This window comes from Modestobacter sp. KNN46-3 (genome assembly GCF_011039295.1).
The window spans coordinates 16,265-31,793 of the sequence record NZ_JAAKGN010000041.1; the positions used below are offsets into that span (position 1 = coordinate 16,265).

Consider the following 15,529-nt stretch of genomic DNA (forward strand, 5'->3'; position numbering starts at 1 on the left):
CCCGGGTCGGCCGGCGCCGCGGGCACGGCGGTCAGGAGCCGGCGTCCACCGGCTCCTCGGCCACCGGGCAGGCCGGGAAGAGGTCCCGGGTGCCGCCGGTCTGCGGCACCGTGAACGCGCACCCGAGGTCCGCCTCGGCCACCGCGTTCCGGTTCAGCACGTCCTCCCCTGCCGGGCGCACCACCGGGCCGCCCGCCTCGAGGGACTCGACCCAGGTCACCAGGTCGGTGAAGGTCTGTGCGGCCTCCTCCGGGCTGAACTCGCAGTGCCCGACCGACCGGACCGTCCGCTGCACCAGCAGCCCGCCGGTGCCCTGGATCGCGGCCTCGGCGGCGTAGATCCGCTGGTGCTCGAACGGCACGAACATGTCACCGATGGTGTGCACCGACAGGACCGGGACGGAGAAGTCGGCGTCCAGCTGGATGATCGGCGCCTTCCCGGTCTCCTCGCGGGTGCCCGGCGCCGCCTCGACCCGCTCGATCCGGGAGTTCAGCGTCGAGCCGTCCGGGAAGGTGAAGGTGGTCGGGTACAGCCGGTCGGCGTTCTCGGCCACCGAGCCGGCGGTGAGCCCACCCAGCGTCCCGGTCGGGTCGTCGGCGAACCGGCCCAGGTTGAAGGTCAGCCCCTCCCAGTAGGTGAAGGCGGCCTCGTCACCCGGCCTGGGGCCGCCGGTCAGGTCGATCACGACGTCCCGGAAGGTCTCCCCCCGCTCGGTCAGCTCGGGGTTGGGCCCGGTGGGCGAGGTGGGCAGCCCCAGGGTCGCCTTGATCTCGGCGATCGCAGCCTGGTAGTCCTCGGTCGAGGTCACCGGGTACGCGTCGACCTCGGCCAGCGTCTGCGCCACCAGGTTGTAGTCCAGTCGGATGTCGAACTGGGCCAGGTCCCCCATGACCCCGCACATGGGCGCGGCGCCGGCCCAGTCCACCCGCTGCCGCTCCACCAGGGCACCGATGATGTGGCCGCCCATGGACACCCCCTGCAGGTAGCGGTCGTCGGCCGGGGCGACGAGCCGGTCGAAGAGCCGGGCCAGCCGTTCCGTCGAGGTGACCCCCGCCCGGATGTCGTACCGGTTGGCGGAGTAGGACGACGCCGCCCAGGCGTAGCCCGCGTCGATGTAGGCCTGGCGCAGCTCGAAGGAGGGGCTGTCCACCCAGAGCACCGTCCCGGTGCCGCGGTAGCCGTGCTCCCAGAACACCACGTCCCCGTTCCAGCCCTCGGTGGGCACCTCGATCCGGTAGCCGGCGCCCTTCTCCACGCCGGTCAGGACCCGGGTCCGCGGCTGGCCCTCCGCGTCCAGCAGCGGGGTGAAGGCCTCACCCGGCTGCCCCGTGGCGGGGTCGTAGTCGAAGGCCGGGTCGGCGACCGTCCACTCGATGTCCCGGGCGGGCACCGCCGGCAGCGACGGCGACTGCTGGACCTCCTGGAACCCCGGGGCGACCGGGCCCTCGGGCCCGCGTCGGTCGTCCGTGGCACCGGCGGTGCCGGCCCACCCGCCGACCAGGAGGGTCGCAGCGGCGGTGACCGCACAGAGCCGGGTGGAGCGGTGCTGGAACTGGGTCATGAGGACGTCTCCCGACTGCTCGACTGTGAGCTGCGCCACTGGGCGCCTCATCATGACCAGACACCGCAGCGCTGTCATCTGGTGACCCTCGGGCACCGGCGGGTCGTGCCGGGCGCGCCGGGCGGCCGTCAGCCGCCACCGGCCGTCGCCCCCGCAGGTCCGGGGTCGGCCGGTTCACACCCGCTGGCCCGGGGCGGGTCGATCAGCCGCCGTACAGTGGGGCTCGCCGGCGCGCGGGCCCCCGCAGGGGCCCGGAATCCGCAGGCTCCCCGTCGAAGGAGACACAACGCGCATGTCCGACACGCTGACCGGATCCCCGGAGCTGGACGCCGTGAACGCGGCGCTGGCGACCGTCCAGGACCCCGAGATCAACCGTCCGCTGCCCGAGCTGGGCATGGTCAAGGACGTGCAGATCGGCGTCGGCGGCGACCCGGGCGCGGTGCGCATCGAGGTCTACCTGACCGTCGCCGGCTGCCCGATGCGCGAGACCATCACCAACCGCGTCACCCAGGCCGTCTCCGCGGTCCCCGGCGTCACCTCCGTCCAGGTCGGCCTGGACGTCATGAGCGACGAGCAGCGCACCGAGCTGCGCAAGACCGTCCGCGGCAGCGACACCGCCGAGCCGGTCATCCCCTTCGCCCAGCCCGGCTCGCTGACCCGGGTCTACGCGGTCGCCTCGGGCAAGGGCGGCGTCGGCAAGTCCAGCGTCACCGTGAACCTGGCCGCCGCGCTGGCGAAGAAGGGCCTGTCGGTGGGCGTCGTGGACGCCGACATCTACGGCCACTCGGTGCCCCGGATGCTCGGCGTGGACGACAAGCCGACCCAGGTCGACAACATGATCATGCCGCCGCAGTCCTACGGCGTGAAGGTCATCTCGATCGGCATGTTCACCCCGGGCAACACCCCGGTGGTCTGGCGCGGGCCGATGCTGCACCGAGCGCTGCAGCAGTTCCTCGCCGACGTGTGGTGGGGCGACCTGGACGTGCTGCTGATGGACCTCCCGCCCGGCACCGGTGACGTGGCGATCTCGGTGGCCCAGCTGGTGCCGAACGCCGAGATCCTGGTCGTGACGACGCCGCAGCTCGCCGCCGCCGAGGTGGCCGAGCGGGCCGGTGCGATCGCCACCCAGACCCACCAGCAGGTCGTCGGCGTCGTGGAGAACATGTCCTGGCTGGAGCTGCCCGACGGCTCCCGGATGGACGTCTTCGGTTCCGGCGGCGGCCAGGCCGTCTCCGACGCGCTCACCAAGACCCTCGGTGCGCGGGTGCCGCTGCTGGGCCAGATCCCGCTGGACACCCGGCTCCGCGAGGCCGGGGACGCCGGGGCACCGATCGTGCTCGCCCAGCCCGACGCCCCCGCCGCGCAGTCGCTGTCCGCGATCGCCGACGCCCTCGCCGTCCGCCAGCGCGGGCTGTCCGGCATGTCGCTGGGGCTGACCCCGGTCAAGCGGTAGCCACCCCCGCACGACAGAGGCCGGTCACCCCACGCGGGGTGACCGGCCTCTGTCGTCGGACGTGTGCGGTCAGCGCCCCGCTGCCTCGGCGTGGTGCTCCAGGGCGGCGTCGACCCAGAACTGCAGGTCCTCGTCCTCCGTGAGCGCCTCCTCGGCGACGGTGATCCACCCCTCGCCCATCGACCGGCCCGTGCCCATCTCTGCCCGGCGGGCGCCGCGCGCCTCCAGGTACTCGGCATCGCGACTGCGGGACACGCGCACGAGCAGTGCGCCTCCGCCGCCCGAGACGGAGACCACCATCTTCTCGTCGACCATGAACGCCAGGCCGCCGAACATCGTCACCTCACGGACGTCCCGGTCCGACAGCGCAGTGCGGACGCGGTCCGCGAGCTCAGCGTCGTGAGCCATCCACCGGCTCCTCCCTGTCGAGTTGCAGAGTCCGGAGACGCGGCCTAGATGACCTATTCCAAGGGGTAGGCGCCTTCGATGGCGTTCCCGGGGGAACGTTGGCAAGCCGTGCGTCTTGACCGCGTTCCCGCGGGAACGTCTGGTGAGTGGGCTCGGCGTGGTGTGACCAGGTGCGGGGCGAGGGTGCCCAGGCTCGGCGCTGGAACCCAACGTCGAACCTCGGAGGTCCTCGTGGACGCCGATCTGGACACCCTCGCCACCGCACTCTATGTACGCACCGACGACCTGCTGAAGACCTTTCCCGAGCATGCGCCGGCCCGCCCGCGAGTCGGGATCGCCCCGCGATTGACCGACGCCGAGTTGGCCACCTTGGCGGTGATGCAGGCGCTGCTGAGCCGCACCAGCGAGGCCCGCTGGCTGCGCTACGCCCACGCCGAGCTGCACCACTTGTTCCCCTACCTGCCCCAACAGCCCGGCTACAACAAGCGGCTGCGCGCGCTGGCGAACACGCTGCGCTGGCTGATCGGCATGCTGGCCCGCGACACCAGCCTGTGGGCCGATGACGTGTGGGTGGCCGACTCCACGCCGGTGGAGTGCGCCCGCTCCCGGACCACGGTGCACCACTCGGAGCTGGCCGGCTGGGCCGAGTACGGCTACTGCGCCAGCCACTCCCGCTGGTTCTGGGGCCTGCGGCTGCACCTGCTGTGCACCCTGCACGGCCTGCCCGTCGGCTTCGCCCTGGCCGGCGCCAAGGCCGATGAGCGCGAGGTGCTGTTGGGCATCCTCGATGCCGATCCGGCACTGGCCGCCGGCCGCCGCGGGCAGACGGTGATCGCGGACAAGAACTACTACGGCCGGGCCTTCGAAGCTGACCTGGCCGCCGCCGGCATCACCCTGCTGCGCCCTGCCCGCGCCGGGGAGTCCCCCGCCCGGGCACCGCGTTCTTCAAGCCACTACGCCAGATCATCGAGTCGATCAACGACACCTTCAAAGGCCAACTCGACCTGGAACAACACGGCGGCCACACCCCAGCCGGGGTCTGGGTCCGTGTCCTCCAGCGAGTCCTGGCACTCACCGTCGTCATCTGGCACAACGACCACATCGGCGCACTAACACCAAGATCACTAATCGCCTACGACCACTGACCCTTGGAATAGCTCATCTAGGGGCAGCCGGTGTTCCAGCCGGTCAGTGCCTGCCACTCGTGGTCGAACCCGAGCGTGCCGTACCGGCCCGTGGCGAGGGGGAGCAGTGCGCCCTGCTCCGGGCCGAAGCCGATCCAGCGGGCGGCCAGGACCCGCAGCACGTGGCCGTGCGCCACGAGGGCGACGTCCCCGTCGGCCAGCAGCGGGCGGGCCTTCTCCAGCACCCGGTCGACCCGTTCGGCCACCTGCGCCAGCGTCTCGCCCGGGGTCTCGCCGGGGACCGTGCCGTCGTGCCACAGGGACCAGGAGCGGCCGACCCGCTCGCTGATCTCCGGCGTCGTCAGCCCCTCCCAGCCGCCGTAGTCGACCTCGACGAGGTCCGGCTCCAGCTGGGCGTCGATGCCGCCCTCGAACAGCCCGGCGAGCTCGGCGGTGTGCCGGGCCCGGACCAGCGGGCTGACGAAGGCGTGCGTGATCTCCCGCTGTCCGAGCACCGGGCGCAGCCGTCGGCCGTCGTCCTCGCCGTGCGGCAACAGCGGCAGGTCGGTCAGGCCGGTGTGCTGCCCGCTCGCGCTCCACTCGGTCTGCCCGTGCCGGACGACCACCAGCTCACCCACGACGTTCCTCCCCTGCGGGGACCGGTACCGGTCCCGCCTCGGTTGCTGCCTCGGTCCGGCCACCGGCGGACGCCGTGCCGGCCACGGCCATGACGACCACTGACCCCAGGATGACCAGCAGCGGCGCGCTCCAACCACCGCTCGCCTCGTGCACGGTGCCGATCACCAGGGGGCCGGTCGCGGCCACGACGTAACCGCCACCCTGCACCATCGCCGAGAGACGGCGGTTCTCGGTCAGGTCCCGGGACCGGCGGACGATCGCGATGAAGACGACGGTGATGCCGCCGCCCTGGGCAATCCCGGCCAGCGAGCACCACAGGGCCCACAGCGACGGGGCGGTCAGCAGCCCCAGCGGCAGCGCCGCCCAGACGACGGTGACCGCCAGCAGCACCATGGACGGGCGCTTCCACCAGGCCACCAGCGCCGGGACGGCGAAGGCGCCGACCACGGCGAACACCTGGAACAGCGCGGAGCTGGCCCCGGCCGCCGCCCGGGTCATCCCGTTCACGTCGGCCAGCAGGGTGGGCAGCCACGCGGTCGCCCCGTAGTAGCTGAACGCCTGGCCGGCGAAGGCGAGCGTGAGGCCCCAGGCCGCCGGCTGCCGCCAGACCGAGCGGCCGGGCGCGACCGGTGCCGGCGGAGGCGGCGCGGTGCCCGCCGCCTCGGCCGCGGCGGTGCGGGCGACCTGCTGGCGCAGTGCGGCGGTCCAGACGGTGGCGGCGACGACGACCAGGAGCCCCCAGGCGGCCAGCGCGACCTGCCAGCCGACCAGGTCGGCGAGTGGGGCGGTGAGGGCGGAGGTGAGCGTGGAGCCGATGTTGAGCGCCGCCGTGTAGGCGGCGGTGACCACGTTGGTGGCGCCGGGGAAGTCGCGGCCGATGACGACCGGGACGACGACGTTGCCGACGGTGATGGCCAGGCCGATGACGACGGTGCCCGCGATCGCGGCGGTGGGGCTGCCCAGCGAGCGCAGCAGCGTGCCGGCGAGCACCCCGGCCATCGAGACGACGACCGCGCGGTGGACCCCGGTGCGGGCGATGAGCAGCGACGCCAGCGGGGCGGCCAGTCCGAAGCAGAGCACCGGGATGCTGGTCAGCAGCCCGATCGTGCCGGTGGAGACCCCCAGGTCGGCCCGCATGGCGTCGATCACGGGGGCGATCGCCACCAGCGGCCCGCGCAGGTTCAGTGCGACCAGCACCACCCCGGCCAGCAGGAGGAGCGGCACGGCGGTCGCCCCGGCCCGCCCTTTGGATCGCGCCAGGCCACCTCGTTGCACCGGTCCACCTTCCTCCAGCGGTCGGTGCCGGTCGATGGCGGGGGACGGCAGGTGGCGCCGGTCACAGTCCACGGAGTCGGGAAGGGTCGGCCAACGGGACACCTTGTGCACAACAGGACCCGCCGGCACGGCCGCGGGCGCCGGACACCCGATGCGCAGGAGGACCCATGACCACCGCCACCACCCCGCTCACCTTCGACCTCGGTGGGGACCTGACCGTCCACCGCCTCGGCTACGGCGCCATGCAGCTGACCGGACCCGGCGTCTGGGACCAGCCGGCCGACCGCCCGGGCGCCATCGAGGTCGTGCGGGCCGCGGTCGAGGCGGGGGTCGACTTCATCGACACCGCCGACTCCTACGGTCCGCAGGTCAGCGAGCAGATCATCGCCGAGGCCGCGTTCCCGTACCCCGACGGGCTGGTCATCGGCACCAAGGCGGGCCTGACCCGCACCGGCCCCGGCGTGTGGCCCGTCTGTGGTCGCCCCGAGTACCTCACCCAGCAGGTCGAGCTCTCGCTGCGCAACCTCAAGGTCGACCGGATCGACCTCATCCAGCTGCACCGGATCGACCCCCAGGTGCCGCTGGCCGACCAGCTCGGCGCCTTCGCCGACCTCAAGGAGCAGGGCAAGGTGCGCCACATCGGCGTCTCCGAGGTCTCCGTCGACGAGCTGGAGCAGGCTCGCGAGATCACCGAGATCGTCAGCGTGCAGAACCTGTACAACCTGACCAACCGGCAGTCCCAGGACGTGCTGGAGTACGCCGAGGCCGAGGGCATCGCCTTCATCCCGTGGTTCCCGATCGCCACCGGCGACCTGGCCAAGCCCGACAGCCCGGTCGCGGCGGTGGCGGAGGAGCTCGGCGCCACCCCGTCGCAGGTCGCGCTGGCCTGGCTGCTGCAGAAGTCCCCGGTGATCCTGCCGATCCCGGGCACCACGTCGGTCGACCACCTGACCGAGAACCTCGGCGCGGCCCAGCTCACCCTCTCCGCCGACGAGATGGCCCGCCTGGACGCCCTGGCCTGACGAAGGACCCCGTCCTCCTCACCCCTCGCACGCTCGGGGCGAGCCTCTGGACGGGGCCGTGGACCCCCGGTCGCGCTGTGCGCGGCCGGGGGTTCAGCATGTCCGGCATGGACGCCGATGTCTTCCGCCAGGTCAAGGACGCCGTTCGCCAGCTGGTGCGGGAGGTGGTGGTGCCCCGCGAGGAGGAGATCGACCTCGACGACCGGATCCCCGACGAGCTGCGCAGCGCCGCCGCGGAGATGGGCCTGTTCGGCTACGCGTTGCCCGAGGAGCACGGCGGCCTCGGCGTCACCATGAGCGAGGACGTCCAGCTGGCCTTCGAGTTCGGCTACACGACCCCGGCGTTCCGGTCGCTGTTCGGCACGAACAACGGCATCGCCGGACAGGTGATCGCCAAGTTCGGCAACGAGGAGCAGCAGAAGGCGTACCTGCCCCGGCTGGCGGCCGGTGAGCTGATCGGCTCCTTCGCGCTCACCGAGGCCGAGGCCGGCTCCGACCCGGCCGGGCTGCGCACCACCGCCCGCCGGGACGGCGACGGGTGGGTGATCAGCGGCGGGAAGCGCTACATCACCAACGCGCCGATCGCCGACCTCTTCGTCGTCTTCGCGCGCACCGATCCGGCCGAGCGCGGTGGCCGGGGGATCTCCACCTTCGTGGTGGACGCGACCGCCCCCGGGGTCACCGTCGGCCCGAAGGACAAGAAGATGGGCCAGTCCGGCGCGTGGACCGCCGAGGTGTTCTTCGACGACGCCCGGGTCGACGCCGGTGCGCTGATCGGCGAGGAGGGCCGCGGCTACGCCAAGGCGCTGACCGTGCTCTCCCGCGGCCGGCTGCACATCGCCGCGCTGTGCGTGGGGATGGCGCAGCGGGTGCTCGACGAGTCGGTCGCCTACGCCGCCACCGCGAAGCAGGGCGGGGCGCCGATCGGCCGATTCCAGCTGGTGCAGGCGATGCTCGCCGACATGCACACCGAGCTGCTGGCCGCCCGCAGCATCGTCGTCGACGTCGCCGCGCGGTACGACTCGGGCGAGGACACCTCCGTCGGGCCCTCGGCGGCGAAGCTCTTCTGCAGCGAGATGGTCGGCCGGGCCACCGACCGCGCGGTGCAGGTGCACGGCGGGCTGGGCTACCTGCGGACGACACCGGTCGAGCGCTTCTACCGGGACGCCCGGCTGTACCGGCTCTACGAGGGCACCAGCGAGGTGCAGAAGGTGATCATCGGCAACGCGCTGCTCCGCGCCGCCGGCATGCCCCGTAGCTGACGGAAGGCCCCCTCGCCGGGGCGAGGGGGCCGGACGTCCAGCTAGGCGGGCGTGTGCTCGGGGCCGGTGCCGGGGTGCAGCAGCGGGCCGGCGTGACCCTGCCCGCTGCTCAGCGCGGCCACGAACTCGCGCAGCAGGTCGCCGCCGTTGTGCCGGGCCCGCCAGTCCAGCTCGATGCGGGCCCTGGTGGTGTCCAACGGTGGCACCCCGATCCCCAGGTCCAGCCAGCCGGGCTCGATCTGCAGCAGGCGGGCGAGGAACGCTGCCTGCATGCCGGTGCGCAGCACGACCGCCGGCACCGGCACCCGCCGTGCGCCCAGCGCGCCGGCCAGCCCGTCGGCGTCGAAGTTGGGCGGGGCCGTGAGGTTGAACGCGCCCGGTGCCCGGCGGTCGATGATCCGGGAGATCGCGTCGGCGACGTCGTCGGCGTGCACGAACCCGAGGTGCAGGGAGCTGGGCAGCGGCAGCGGGAGCAGCTTGGCCACCGCACCGGGCAGGGCCCGCGCGGCCGGGAAGAAGACCGGGCCGAGGAAGTACTGGCCGATCTCGCTGGCCGCGTCGGGCTGCAGCACCAGCGTCGGGCGGGTCACCGAGACGGTGACGTCGGGGTGCGCTGCGTCGAAGTCCCGCACGAACTGCTCGCACTGCACCTTCTGCCGGCTGTACTGGGAGCTGGGGACGCCGGTGGCGGGCCAGTCCTCGCCGACCGGGTGGGTCTGCGGGCCGGCGGCGTACGTGCCGATCGAGGACATGTGCACCACGTGCCGGACGCCGGCGGCGCCGGCGGCGGCGAGCACCCGGGCGGTGCCCTCGATGTTGACGGCGTGCAGCAGGTCGGGCTCCCGGTCCGGGGTCAGCGCCCAGGCCAGGTGCACGACGACGTCGACGCCGTCGAGGAACTCGGCCAGCACCGGCTCGCTGTCCGGGGAGCCCAGGTCGGCGCGGAACCACCGCACCCCTGCGTAGGGCTCGGTCTCCGGTGGGCGGCGGCGGGCCAGCCCGCGCACCTCGGCCACGCCGGTGTCGGCGAGGGCGCGCAGCAGCGCCGTCCCCACGTTGCCGCTCGCGCCGGTGATCGCGACGGTCATGCCCGGGAGGAGTCCGCTGTTCAGCTCAGCCATGCCCCGGGCGCTACCCGCGTGACCCCGTCGTCACCCGTCGCCGGTCGAGCGGGCCCGGGAGGGCGCGGTCGGTCCTCCGGGTGGAGCCGCACCGCGATCAGGGCGACGTCGTCGGTGACGTTCGCGGGCACCAGCCGGGCCAGCAGGGTGTCGCACAGCTCGTCCACCGGCCGCTGACCCAGGTCGGCGACCGCTGCCTGCAGCTCGGCCAGCCCCTCGTCGAGGTCCGCGCCGCGCCGTTCGATGAGGCCGTCGGTGTACAGCAGCAGGGTGGCGTCGTCCGGGAGCGCCGCCTCGTGACCGGCGCGGACGACGTCGGCCGAGACGCCGAGCATCAGGTCGGGCCGGGTGTGGAGCACCGTGCTCGTGCCGTCGGGGGCCAGCAGCAGCGGCGGGGGGTGGCCGGCGCTGGCCCAGCGCAGCAGGCGGGTCGCACTGCCCGGCAGGTCGGGCCGCCGCTCGATCCGGGCCAGCAGCGCGGTGGCGAGGGTGCTCACGTCCAGGCCGAGCGCGGTCCGCTCGGCCCGGCGCAGGACCGCGGGGAGGTCACCGCCGTCGTCGTAGGCCAGGGCGCGCATCAGCCCGCGCCACTGGCCCATCGCCGCGGCCGCGCGGCTGTCGTGCCCGACGACGTCGCCGATCACCAGGACCGTGGACCCGTCGTGCTGCAGGAACGCGTCGTACCAGTCGCCGCCGACCTGGGCGCCGTGCGCGGCCGGCTGGTACCGGACGACGACGTGCAGGTGGTCCGGCTCCGGTGGCGGGGTGAGCAGCGCCTGCTGGAGCCGGTCGGACAGCGCCCGCTCCTGGGCCGCCTGCTCCTCGAGCCGGCGCAGCTCGGCGGCCTGCTCGGCGGCGGCCCGCCGGTCGGTGAGGTCGCGGAAGGAGACCACGACACCGGTGACGGCGCCGTCCTCGATCGTGGGGACGGCGACCAGCTCGACCGGCACCGGGGTGCCGTCACTGCGCCAGAACACCTCGTCGTCGGCGACCACGGGGACACCGGTGCGCAGCGCCTGCCAGGTGGGGCACTCCTCGCGGGGGTAGGGGGAGCCGTCGCGGCGGTGGCGGTGGATCAGCGCGTGCTGCTCACCGCCGAGCTGCTCTTCCCGGCTGTGGCCGGTGATCCGGATGGCCGCGGGGTTGACGAACTCGACCCGGCCCTCGGTGTCCAGCCCGTAGATGCCGTCGGCGGTGTTGGCCAGCACCTTCTCGGACAGCTCGAGCGCCCGGGACAGCTGCGCCTCCACCGTGCGGAGGTGGGCGAGGTCGGCCGAGCGGGCCGCGTCCAGCCGGCGCAGCGCCTCGGCCTCCTCCTGCGCGGCGGTGGCCTGAGCGGCGGTGCGGGCGGCGGCCAGCCGGTCGGTGACGTCCGTGCCGTTGGGCAGGAGGTAGGCGGTCCCGGTGGCCTGGTCCTGGACCAGCTGCAGGGTCAGGTCCAGCGTCCGCTCGCTGCCGTCGGCCTGGAACCAGGGGGTCTGCGCGCGCACCGGGGCGCCGCCGGCCGCCACCTCGGCGCACCAGGCGCGGACCCGGTCGGCCACCGCGACGCTCCCGCTCCACCAGCCGGTGGCCCAGAACGGCCGGCCGATCTCCTCGGCCGGGGTCAGCCCACTGCCCTCGAACGCCTGCCGGTTGGCGGCGAGCAGGGTGCCGTCGGTGCGGCAGATCGCGAGCAGGGCGAGGCTCGTGTCGTCCAGGGCGTGGAACCAGGCCGGCGCGCCGCCCACGGCGACAGCGCCGTCGGCCGGTGGGCTGGGCTGGGGGACGTCGATCTCGGGCTCCTGGCTCGGGTGCGGGGTGCGGGGTGCGGCTGCCGGCTGCTGCTCGGGACGAGCATGCCGGGGCCCACCGACGAACGGTGCGGACGGGGCCGGTCAGCGGCGCGGCGCCCCGGCCGTGCGCACGTGTGCGGTGACGAGCTCCGCGGTCCGCTCGGCGGCCAGTTCGGGGATCCAGTGGCCGACGTCCTCGAGCACCTCCAGCGCGTACGGGGCGGCGACGAACTCCGCGGTCGCCTCGGTCGCGGCCCGGCCCAGGAAGGGGTCCCGGGCACCCCAGACGTGCAGGGTCGGCACCCGCACCGTGCCCACCGGGGCACCGCCGGCGAGCGGCAGCGCCCGGTACCAGTTCAGCGCCGCGGTGAGCGCCCCGGGCTCGCGCATCCGGGCCACGTAGCGGTCCACCAGCTCGGCCGGCAGCCCGCCCTGGCCGAGCGTCCGGCGCAGCACCGTGCCGCGGCCGGCCAGCAGCACCGCCTCCGGGACGGCGGGCAGCTGGAAGAACCCGACGTAGGCCGACCGCACCCCCTGGTCGCTGTGGCCCAGCGCCTGGCTCATCGCCGCGGGATGTGGCACTGACAGGGCGGTCAGCGTGCGCACCCGCCAGGGGTGCCAGGCCGCCAGCGCCCAGGCCGCGATCCCGCCCCAGTCGTGGCCGACGACGTGCGCGCTGGTCAGGCCGGCGGCGTCCAGCATCGCCAGGACGTCATCGACGACCGTCCGCAGCCGGTAGGCCGAACGCCCGCTCGGCCGGGCACCGGGGGAGTACCCGCGCTGGTCCGGGGCGAGCGTGCGCAGGCCGGCCGAGTGCAGGGCCGGGCTCAGCCGGTCGAAGGCGCCGGCGTCCTGCGGGAACCCGTGCAGCAGCACGACGGGCTCGCCGTCGGTCGGCCCGGAGTCGCGGACGTCGAAGACGAGGTCGCCGTTCCGGAAGGTGTCCATGCCCGGCTCACTGCCCGCTCCGCCCGCGGCTCACGCGGGAACCGTCTCAGGAGGCGTCCGGGTCGATCAGCGCCAGACCGGAGGCCGGGTCGTGCCGGCGCTGCAGGTGGCTCGCGCCGGTGGTGACCACCACCTCGAGGGTCGGGCGGGTCACGGCACGGAGCAGGTGCCCGCCGACGGTCGACCCGTCCCGCCGGCCGCACACCACGCCCGGCAGGTCCTGCTGCTCGGCCCAGCCGGTGAGCCCGCTCACGACCTCGTCGCCGGTGTCGAAGACGACGGCGTGCTGTCGGGGCGGGCCGTCGGTGAGCAGCGTCGTCCGCATCCGGGTCAGCTGCCCAGGCGGGCCTTGAGCATGACCTTGCCCTGCTCACCGCCCTTGCGGCTCTCGTGCTGCGCCTTGCGGAAGAACTCCGCCAGCTCGGAGTCGCCCGCGCGCTCGGCGTCCTGGACGTAGGTCTCCAGGCGGAGCGCGTTGTCCAGGCTGGCCTGGGTGAACCAGAGGAGGTTGTAGTCCTTGTCAGCGGTGCCGGTGACGTCGCCGGCTTCGTGGGTGCTCATGGCGTGGTCCTCCGTCCCGTGTGTGATCTGGACCACTTACCCCTACCTCACGATTCCCGCCCAAACATCCGGACGGGCTCCGTGGCAGCCGGCCCGATCCCGGGCCGGCCGTCGTTTTCGTGCCCGGGTCAGGGGTAGCCGGTCAGGGGACGATGAAGTCGACGCGAGGGGATCTCGCCATGAGTCGCACTGTCGCTGACGTCCTGCTGGAACGACTGCACGAGTGGGACGTGGAGAAGGTCTTCGCCTATCCGGGGGACGGGATCAACGGGATCCTGGCGTCCTTCGGCAAGCAGGACCACCTGCAGTTCATCCAGTCCCGGCACGAGGAGATGTCCGCCTTCGAGGCGGTCGGCTACGCCAAGTTCACCGGCCGCGTCGGGGTCTGCCTGGCCACCTCCGGCCCGGGCGCCATCCACCTGTTGAACGGCCTGTACGACGCGAAGCTCGACCACGTGCCGGTCGTCGCGATCGTCGGGCAGACCGACCGCAGCGCCATGGGCGGGTCCTACCAGCAGGAGGTGGACCTGCTGTCGCTGTTCAAGGACGTCGCCCACCACTACGTGCACGTGGTGAACGTGCCCGAGCAGCTGCCCAACGTCCTGGACCGGGCCATGCGGACAGCGGCGGCCGAGCACGCGCCGACGGCGATCATCATCCCGGCCGACGTCCAGGAGCTGGACTACAGCCCACCGACGCACGAGCACAAGATGGTGCCCTCGGGCGGGGTGCACACCTCCATGCCGCAGGTGACCCCGGACGACCCCTCGATCCGCGCCGCCGCCGACCTGCTCAACGCAGGGGAGAAGGTGGCGATGCTCGTCGGGCAGGGTGCCCGGGGTGCCCGCGCCGAGGTGGTCGAGGTCGCTGACCTGCTCGGTGCCGGGGTGGCCAAGGCGCTGCTGGGGAAGGACGTGCTCCCCGACGACCTGCCGTTCGTCACCGGGTCGATCGGGCTGCTGGGCACGCGCCCCACCTGGGACATGATGAAGGACTGCGACACCCTGCTGACCGTGGGGTCGAACCTGCCCTACAGCGAGTTCTTCCCCGAGTACGACCAGGCCCGCGCCGTGCAGATCGACCACGACGCGAAGTACATCGGGATGCGCTACCCCTACGAGCTCAACCTCGTCGGCGACGCGGCGGCCACGCTGCGCGCGCTGGTCCCGCTGCTGGAGCGCAAGCAGGACCGGTCCTGGCGGGAGGGCATCGAGGACGACGTCCGGCGGTGGTGGGAGACCATCCACATGCGGGCGATGACCGACGCCGACCCGGTCAACCCGATGCGGCTGTTCTGGGAGCTCAACGACCGTTTGCCCGGCAACGCGATCCTCACCGCGGACTCCGGGTCGGCGGCGAACTGGTACGCCCGGCACCTCCGGTTCGGCCCGGACAACCGCGGCTCGCTGTCGGGCACCCTGGCCACCATGGGCCCGGCCGTGCCCTACGGGATCGGCGCCAAGTTCGGCCATCCGGACCGGCCGGTGATCGCCTTCGCCGGGGACGGCGCGATGCAGATGAACGGCCTGGCCGAGCTGATCACCATCTCCCGCTACTGGCAGGAGTGGACCGACCCGCGGCTGGTCGTGGCGGTGCTGCACAACAACGACCTCAACCAGGTGACCTGGGAGATGCGGGCCATGGGCGGGGAGCCCAAGCTGGCGGAGTCGCAGACCCTCCCGGACATCTCCTACGCGGCCTTCGCCGCCGGGCTGGGGTTCGAGGCGATCACCGTCGACGACCCCGAGCAGGTCGGCCCGGCCTGGGACCGCGCGCTGGCAGCCGGAAAGCCGGCGGTCATCGACGTGCTGTGCGACGCGGACGTCCCGCCGATCCCGCCGCACGCCACGCTCGACCAGATGACCGAGACGGCCAAGTCGCTGTTCAAGGGTGACGAGAACGCCTGGGGAGTGGTCAAGCAGGGCGCCAAGACCAAGATCCAGGAGTTCCTGCCGCACCGGAGCTGAGCCGTGGCCACCACCGATCTCCCCGATCCGCGCACCCTGTGGCCGAGGCCCGCCGGCGAGCACGGCGCCCGGTTGCCCCACTTCGCGGCGATGTGCGGCGCCGGGCGGTTCGAGCGCCGGCTCTTCGACGGCGTCGTCGAGCCGGTGCACGGTCGTGTCCGGCCGCCGGGTGACGCGCCCGGTCTCGGGCTGAGGGTGCGCACCGAGGACGTCGAGGACCTCCGCATCGGCTGACCGAGGTCACCGGTGCGGTCCGGCGCCCGCGGTCCGCGGGCGCCGTCACCAGAGGAACGAGGAGGAACGAGGAGGAACGAGGAGGAACGATGCAGGAACACGAGTTCGTGTCCGCCGTGCAGCAGTCCGCCCGCATCCCCGACCACGAGCACGCCGTGCAGGCGGTCCGGTCGACCCTC

Annotated in this window: 15 protein-coding genes; 6 read left to right on the forward strand and 9 right to left on the reverse strand. The window is 73.4% G+C overall.

All coding sequences use genetic code 11. From position 1 onward, the window contains the following. Positions 1–31 precede the first annotated feature (31 nt). Positions 32–1,561 carry an esterase gene (locus tag G5C62_RS11235; protein ID WP_164701021.1) on the reverse strand — a complete coding sequence of 510 codons (1,530 nt, stop codon included), beginning with the start codon at positions 1,559–1,561 and terminating at the stop codon, positions 32–34. Between the two features lie 292 nt (positions 1,562–1,853). Between G5C62_RS11235 and G5C62_RS11240 the strand changes: the two genes are divergently transcribed. Continuing rightward, positions 1,854–3,014, forward strand: a complete 1,161-nt coding sequence (locus G5C62_RS11240) for an Mrp/NBP35 family ATP-binding protein (protein ID WP_164701022.1) — start codon at positions 1,854–1,856, stop codon at positions 3,012–3,014. A gap of 69 nt (positions 3,015–3,083) precedes the next feature. On the opposite strand, the gene G5C62_RS11245 is transcribed toward G5C62_RS11240, so the two are convergent. After that, complete coding sequence (locus tag G5C62_RS11245) at positions 3,084–3,422, reverse strand: TfoX/Sxy family protein (protein ID WP_164701023.1); 339 nt, start codon at positions 3,420–3,422, stop codon at positions 3,084–3,086. Between the two features lie 231 nt (positions 3,423–3,653). Between G5C62_RS11245 and G5C62_RS11250 the strand changes: the two genes are divergently transcribed. Continuing rightward, the gene (locus G5C62_RS11250; RefSeq protein ID WP_206330592.1) at positions 3,654–4,535 is read left to right on the forward strand and encodes an IS982 family transposase; all 882 of its coding nucleotides are present in this window, start codon (positions 3,654–3,656) and stop codon (positions 4,533–4,535) included. 49 nt (positions 4,536–4,584) lie between these two features. Here the strand turns inward: G5C62_RS11250 and G5C62_RS11255 are convergent, their stop codons facing one another. Next, positions 4,585–5,184: a histidine phosphatase family protein gene (locus G5C62_RS11255; protein WP_164701024.1), complete on the reverse strand. Its 600-nt coding sequence runs from the start codon at positions 5,182–5,184 to the stop codon at positions 4,585–4,587. Beyond that, the gene (locus tag G5C62_RS11260) at positions 5,177–6,409 is read right to left on the reverse strand and encodes a CynX/NimT family MFS transporter (RefSeq protein ID WP_206330593.1); all 1,233 of its coding nucleotides are present in this window, start codon (positions 6,407–6,409) and stop codon (positions 5,177–5,179) included. Before G5C62_RS11260 ends, G5C62_RS11255 begins: the two co-directional genes overlap by 8 nt. Positions 6,410–6,627: 218 nt before the next feature. Between G5C62_RS11260 and G5C62_RS11265 the strand changes: the two genes are divergently transcribed. Together G5C62_RS11265 and G5C62_RS11270 are read left to right on the forward strand one after the other, a co-directional pair. Continuing rightward, entirely contained in the window at positions 6,628–7,482 is an 855-nt protein-coding gene (locus G5C62_RS11265) for an aldo/keto reductase (RefSeq protein WP_164701025.1), read from the forward strand. A 107-nt stretch (positions 7,483–7,589) separates the two neighbouring features. Then, on the forward strand, positions 7,590–8,744 hold the full coding sequence (locus tag G5C62_RS11270; protein ID WP_164701026.1) for an acyl-CoA dehydrogenase family protein: 1,155 nt from the start codon (positions 7,590–7,592) through the stop codon (positions 8,742–8,744). A 41-nt stretch (positions 8,745–8,785) separates the two neighbouring features. On the opposite strand, the gene G5C62_RS11275 is transcribed toward G5C62_RS11270, so the two are convergent. From G5C62_RS11275 to G5C62_RS11295, 5 genes are all read right to left on the reverse strand, one after another. Next, positions 8,786–9,865: an NAD-dependent epimerase/dehydratase family protein gene (locus G5C62_RS11275; protein WP_164701027.1), complete on the reverse strand. Its 1,080-nt coding sequence runs from the start codon at positions 9,863–9,865 to the stop codon at positions 8,786–8,788. Next, positions 9,853–11,595 carry a PP2C family protein-serine/threonine phosphatase gene (locus G5C62_RS11280; protein WP_241175833.1) on the reverse strand — a complete coding sequence of 581 codons (1,743 nt, stop codon included), beginning with the start codon at positions 11,593–11,595 and terminating at the stop codon, positions 9,853–9,855. The genes G5C62_RS11275 and G5C62_RS11280 overlap by 13 nt, the downstream gene beginning before the upstream one ends. Before the next feature lie 147 nt (positions 11,596–11,742). Next, positions 11,743–12,588, reverse strand: coding sequence for an alpha/beta fold hydrolase (locus G5C62_RS11285; protein WP_164701028.1), 846 nt, complete (start codon positions 12,586–12,588; stop codon positions 11,743–11,745). A 46-nt stretch (positions 12,589–12,634) separates the two neighbouring features. After that, positions 12,635–12,913, reverse strand: coding sequence for a hypothetical protein (locus G5C62_RS11290; protein ID WP_164701029.1), 279 nt, complete (start codon positions 12,911–12,913; stop codon positions 12,635–12,637). A 5-nt stretch (positions 12,914–12,918) separates the two neighbouring features. Then, a complete protein-coding gene (locus G5C62_RS11295) occupies positions 12,919–13,149 on the reverse strand; it encodes a hypothetical protein (protein ID WP_036333494.1) in 231 nt (76 codons plus the stop codon). A gap of 179 nt (positions 13,150–13,328) precedes the next feature. Here G5C62_RS11295 and G5C62_RS11300 point away from each other — a divergent pair, with 179 nt between their 5' ends. Together G5C62_RS11300 and G5C62_RS11305 are read left to right on the forward strand one after the other, a co-directional pair. Then, positions 13,329–15,116, forward strand: coding sequence for a thiamine pyrophosphate-requiring protein (locus G5C62_RS11300; RefSeq protein WP_164701030.1), 1,788 nt, complete (start codon positions 13,329–13,331; stop codon positions 15,114–15,116). 3 nt (positions 15,117–15,119) lie between these two features. Beyond that, positions 15,120–15,350, forward strand: coding sequence for a hypothetical protein (locus tag G5C62_RS11305; protein WP_164701031.1), 231 nt, complete (start codon positions 15,120–15,122; stop codon positions 15,348–15,350). Positions 15,351–15,529: the final 179 nt, after the last annotated feature.